The following is a 3,132-nucleotide window of genomic DNA, read 5'->3' on the forward strand; positions in this document are numbered from 1 at the left end:
CAGTAGTGCTTTCAGCGCCGTAGCGTTGGGCATTTCGCCTTCGTGGATGTCGATCGCGCGGACGTCGCAAACATCGCGCAGTTGCTGGCCAGCGGCCGGCACTACCGCTTTTTCTTTTTCGCGTTGTGCCTGGCAGCGGCGCGCAGTAGTGCTTTCAGCGCCGTAGCGTTGGGCATTTCGCCTTCGTGGATGTCGATCGCGCGGCGCGTACCGCCTTCCAGGCTGGCGTTGAACAGGCGCTTCGGGTCCGGCAACGCTGCGCCGTGGGCGAAGGTCAGCTTCACCGCCTGCTTGTAGGTTTCGCCGGTGCACAGGATGCCGTTGTGTTCCCACACCGGTGTGCCGCGCCACTTCCAGGTTTCCTCCACGTCCGGCAGCGCCTCGTGGATCAGCGCGCGGACGCGGGCAAGGATGTCACCACGCCAATCAGCAAGCTCGGCAATGCGGGCGTCAATCAGGGTGGCAGCGGAGAGAGCAGCATCTGCGGGATCGGACTTCTGCGTGGCCATCGCTTGGTCTCGTACGGGAAAGAACCTGGGAGATCACATGCGTTCGCCGGGCAGCTCGCTGGCCTGCCGCACCCAGTCGAGGAACCTCGCCTCGTCCAGTACCCCATCCTCAAGAATGTGCAGGTAGCGCGTGTCGGCACTCTTGGATGGTTCGGGCGGAACAGGCTGCAACAGCGCACCGCGGAAGAACGCGACCTTGATGTAGCGGGTGAAGCAATGGAAGCTGAGGAACCAGCCCTCACCGGCGGCGATGCCGTACATCGGCGAGTTCCATTTCACTGCTTTGTGCACGCCGGGCACGGCCTGTTTGATCAGTGCATCAAGACGTGCACCGACAGCCCGCTTCCAGTCCGGCATGGCGGCGATATACGCCTGCACAGGCGCATCGCCCTCGCCCTTGGCGATCTGCGGGTTACCGCCGGACAGCAGCTTCGGCGCGGCACTGCTGGCGGATCGCTTGGCGGGCATCGCAGGGGCCATGAGGGGCGAAGGCCCGAGCGTACGCCGCCGCCCGGCAGCGGTCACGGCGCACTGCGCCATGGCCTCAGAGGCTGCTGCGGAACTGCCGCCAGGTGGGCAGCTTGCGGGCGCCGCGCAGGAACCACATCAGGGTGGCCATCACCAGGCCGAACATCACGCCTGCCACCACCCCGGCAAGCAACAGCAGTTCCAGCGCCGGGGCCCTGCCCTGCCACAGCAACAGCCACATCAGTACCGTCCAGAAGACGCCAAACAGCAGGCCCTGCAGCAGCGCATTGGTCAGGAAACCGGCCAGTATCGGCGGCGGCAGCGCGACACCCAGCCGCCACAGCATGCGGTGCAGCACGGGTGCCGCTTCCCTCCGTGGCACCCCGGAATGGTCCAGGAAGCGCAACGCCACCTGGATGTCCGCCGGGTATCGATGGTCGCTCTCATCCATCCATTGAAACTAACGAGGCGGCACCACAAACGCAAACGGCCGCCCGAAGGCGGCCGTCGCGGCAACAACCGAAGTTGTTTATCAGCCCTTGGTTGCCAGGCGGGCAGCCTTGGCGGCAGCAGCAGCAGCCAGATCTTCCTTGATGCGGGCAGCCTTGCCTTCCAGGCCACGCAGGTAGTACAGCTTGCCGGCGCGGACCTTACCACGACGCTTCACTTCGACCGAGTCGATGATGGCGCTGTGGGTCTGGAACACGCGCTCGACACCGTAACCGTGCGAGATCTTGCGCACGGTGAACGAGGAGTTCAGGCCGCCGTTCTTGGTCGCGATGACAACGCCTTCATAGGCCTGCACGCGCTCGCGGGTACCTTCCTTCACCTTCACGTTGACGACAACGGTGTCGCCCTGGCTGAACTGCGGCAGTTCACGGGTGATCTGGGCGGATTCGAATTCCGCGACGATGGACTTGTTCAGCTTGCTCATGGGTTACACCGATTCATTGTTCGGGTGGGCGTGTCATTCGACAGCGTGGGCTCATGCAGTCACCGGACTGTGCTGCACGTTTGTTTTGGGTACTGCGCACCGGCCGAGGCCGGCGGTAATTGGCCATGATAGCCGATAAAGCAGGGCTGGCGCTAGGCCTTGCCCTTTTCCGCCGGGACCTGGCGGGCCAGGGCCAGCAGCTTTCGGTCGGCCTTGCCCAGCGCCTGTTCATCCAGCAGGTCCGGGCGCCGCTGTGCGGTACGGATCAACGACTGCTGCCGACGCCAGGCGGCGATGGCGGCATGGTTGCCCGAGCGCAGCACGTCCGGCACGTCACCCAGCGGATGCTGGGCCGGCTGGCTGTAATGCGGGCAGTCGAGCAGGCCGAGGTCGCCCTCGAAACTGTCCTGCGCCGCGGATTCGGCGTCATTCAAGGCGCCTTCCTGCAGCCGGGCCACCGCGTCGATGATCACCGCCGCCCCCAGCTCGCCGCCGGACAGCACATAGTCGCCGAGGGAAATCTCCTCATCGACATTGGCGGCCAGGAAACGCTCGTCGATGCCTTCATAGCGGCCGCAGAGCAGGACCATGCGCGGCAATGCCGCCAGTTCCCGCACCTTGGCCTGGGTCAACGGCGCGCCCTGCGGGCTGAGATGGATCACCCGCGCAGGCGTCGGATCGGCCTCACGGATCGCCTGCAGGCAGGCCTGCAGCGGTTCGATCAGCATCACCATGCCCGGGCCACCGCCGAACGGACGATCGTCTACCCGGCGGTAGTTGCCCTCGGCGTAGTCACGGGGATTCCAGCCATGCAGGCTGAACAATCCCTTTTCCTGCGCACGGCCGACCACGCCCAGCCCAGCGGACTGGGCGAGGAAATCGGGGAACAGGGTGATGACGTCGAAACGCATGCTCACACTCAGAACTCGGGGTCCCAGTCGACCACGACCAGATTGGCCTCGAAGTCGACGGATTTGACGAACTCCGGCACGACGAACGGAATCATCCGCTCGCGATCACCGCGTACGACCACCACATCGTTGGCGCCGGTACTGAACAGGTGCGAGACCTGGCCGAGGGCAACGCCTTCGACGGTCTTCACATCCAGGCCTTCCAGATCGACCCAGTAATACTCGTCGGCATTCGGCGGCGGCAGCGCACTGCGGGCCACGAAGACCTCGGTGCCATGCATCGCCTCGACCGTGTCGCGATCCTCGATGC

6 protein-coding genes are annotated in these 3,132 nt (G+C 65.0%); all 6 read right to left on the reverse strand.

What is annotated here, in order from left to right:
* Positions 1 to 101: 101 nt before the first annotated feature.
* Positions 102 to 509 carry a DUF1801 domain-containing protein gene (locus tag AB4Y84_RS17515; RefSeq protein ID WP_442243800.1) on the reverse strand — a complete coding sequence of 136 codons (408 nt, stop codon included), beginning with the start codon at positions 507 to 509 and terminating at the stop codon, positions 102 to 104.
* Positions 510 to 542: 33 nt separating this feature from the next.
* Entirely contained in the window at positions 543 to 977 is a 435-nt protein-coding gene (locus AB4Y84_RS17520) for a DUF1801 domain-containing protein (RefSeq protein ID WP_312107548.1), read from the reverse strand.
* 76 nt (positions 978 to 1,053) lie between these two features.
* The gene (locus tag AB4Y84_RS17525) at positions 1,054 to 1,428 is read right to left on the reverse strand and encodes a DUF6404 family protein (protein ID WP_442243801.1); all 375 of its coding nucleotides are present in this window, start codon (positions 1,426 to 1,428) and stop codon (positions 1,054 to 1,056) included.
* 81 nt (positions 1,429 to 1,509) lie between these two features.
* Positions 1,510 to 1,911 (reverse strand): 50S ribosomal protein L19, encoded by a 402-nt coding sequence (gene rplS, locus AB4Y84_RS17530; protein ID WP_223494549.1) that lies wholly within the window; start codon positions 1,909 to 1,911, stop codon positions 1,510 to 1,512.
* A 152-nt stretch (positions 1,912 to 2,063) separates the two neighbouring features.
* Positions 2,064 to 2,822 (reverse strand): tRNA (guanosine(37)-N1)-methyltransferase TrmD, encoded by a 759-nt coding sequence (gene trmD, locus AB4Y84_RS17535; protein WP_312107544.1) that lies wholly within the window; start codon positions 2,820 to 2,822, stop codon positions 2,064 to 2,066.
* Positions 2,823 to 2,830: 8 nt separating this feature from the next.
* Positions 2,831 to 3,132: ribosome maturation factor RimM (rimM, locus tag AB4Y84_RS17540; RefSeq protein WP_442250548.1), on the reverse strand; the 302-nt coding region annotated here is incomplete at its 5' end.

Origin of the sequence: Stenotrophomonas sp. 2YAF22, assembly GCF_052114665.1 — a bacterium.
Classification (GTDB): domain Bacteria; phylum Pseudomonadota; class Gammaproteobacteria; order Xanthomonadales; family Xanthomonadaceae; genus Stenotrophomonas; species Stenotrophomonas indicatrix.